The sequence below is a fragment of the Streptomyces sp. LS1784 genome, from assembly GCF_020103755.1.
Classification (GTDB): Bacteria; Actinomycetota; Actinomycetes; order Streptomycetales; family Streptomycetaceae; genus Kitasatospora.
Window position 1 is genome coordinate 1 of sequence record NZ_JAHSQD010000951.1, and the last position, 1,893, is coordinate 1,893.

Consider the following 1,893-nt stretch of genomic DNA (forward strand, 5'->3'; position numbering starts at 1 on the left):
CCGGCGCCGGAGCCCGGGGCCCTGTCGGCGCCGGCCGTGGTGCCGGAGCCGGCCGCGGGGGAGCCGGCCGGGGAACCCCCGGTCGAGCCGGACGAACCGTCGCCCGCTCCGGAGCCGGCCGTGCCACCGCTCTCGGCGGGGGGCAGGACCAGGCGCAGGGGCGCGACGTCCTCGCTTATGTCGTCGAAGAGCCGGTTCACCAGGTCGGCCTGCCGGGTGAGCTGGACGGGCAGCCTGCCCTGCAGCTCGCTCCACCGGCCGTCCTCGTCGTGGGCGAACCCGGCCAGGGCCCGCATCGGGTCGAGCGAGCCGTTGCTGCGGTAGACCGAACGCAGCAGCTCGCGGCCCTTGAGGGCGTCGGCGTGCATGTCGTCCAGGGCGCGGCGGACCTGTTCGACGGTGGCCGGGCTGAGCGCGCCGGCCGGACCGGTGCGGCCGACCAGGGTCTTGGCCTCGCCGAGCCGGGTGGCCGCGTTGTCGAGCAGCAGTTCGCCGCGTTCGGAGTCGGAGCCCGCGAAGTCGAGCCGGAGTCCTTCCAGCCCGCGCTTGAGGCCGTACAGCGTGTCCCCGGGGAGGGCGTTGGAGCTGGCCGCGGCGGCGCCGGCCAGGCTGCCCACGGCGAGCCCGGCGACCAGTCCGCCGATCGCGAACCGGCGGCTCCAGCGGCCGCGCGGCGCCGTCCGGATCGCCCGGTGGCGGCGTTGGCGGGGCACCGGGGTGCCCGTCCCGTCGGCGAAGGCCTGCTCGAACGCGGCCATCAGCTGGGCGCGTTGGACCGTGCGGACCTCCCGGTCCAGCACCGGCCCGGGCAGCGCCCGCAGCGCGTCGGTCAGGCCGACCAGTTCGGCCCTTGCGACCGAACCGGCGCCGGTGGCAGTGGCGTTGTCCGATTCGGCGTTGGCCGCAGCGCTTTGCTCCGCCTGGTGGGCCTCCAGCGCCTCGGCGAAGGCCTTCGCCCGCCGGTGCTCCAGCACGTTTGCCGTCACGGGCCACACCTCCCTTCGTCGTTGTCGACACCCCGGCCTGCCGGACGGTTGCCCCGGCTGGCCAAAGCCACTCCATCGGGTGATAGGCCGCAATTCGACTTGACCGTACGCCCGGTGGGGGCTTGCACGCTGGCCAACGAGCGGTGCGGGCGGTCGGTTACGCACGGCTGATCATCGGACCGACCGTTCACCCTGACGTGTCGGCCGGGCGTGGACGGTGACGGCCGGCCGGGCCATCGGGCGGCGGCGCCGTCCCCGGGCCGGCTCATCGCGCGTCGGGCGGGAGCAGCCGGGCCAGGGTGCGGACGGCGCGGTACTGGAGGGTCTTGATGGCGCCCTCGTTCTTGCCCATGATCCGGGCTGTCTCCGCCACCGAGAGCCCCTGCAGGAAGCGGAGGGTGACGCACTCCTGCTGCTGCGGGTTCAGCCGGCGCACCGCGTCCAGCAGCGCGGCGTTGGAGAGCGACTCCAGCACCGACTCCTCGGGGCTGCGCTCGCACTCGTTGGAGTCGAGCATCTCGCCGGTGGTGACCTCCAGCCGGAAGCGGCTGGACTTGAAGTGGTCGGCGACCAGGTTGCGGGCGATGGTGACCAGCCAGGCGCCGAAGTCCCGGCCCTGCCAGGTGAAGGTGCCGATCCGGCGCAGGGCGCGCAGGAAGGTCTCGCTGGTGAGGTCCTCGGCGGTGGCCCGGCTGCCGACCCGGTAGTAGATGTAGCGGTAGACGGTGTCCGCGTAGTGGTCGTAGAGCCGGCCGAAGGCCTCGCTCTCGCCGGCCTGGGCCCGCTCGACCAGCTCCATGATCGGGTTGTGCTCGGTCTCGTAGCCGGGGCTGGGTGCGGTCCGGGTGCGCCCCCGGCCGACGCCGGCGGTGCCGGTGCGGCCGCGCGAGCCGGTGCCGGCCGAGCC

2 protein-coding genes are annotated in these 1,893 nt (G+C 74.7%); both read right to left on the reverse strand.

The window, feature by feature from the left end; all coding sequences use genetic code 11:
* The coding region (locus KS423_RS44555; protein ID WP_224285381.1) for a DUF5667 domain-containing protein at positions 1 to 986 on the reverse strand (986 nt) is incomplete at its 3' end.
* Positions 987 to 1,251: 265 nt separating this feature from the next.
* On the reverse strand, positions 1,252 to 1,893 hold a 642-nt coding region (locus tag KS423_RS44560; RefSeq protein ID WP_224285382.1), incomplete at its 5' end, for an ECF subfamily RNA polymerase sigma factor, BldN family.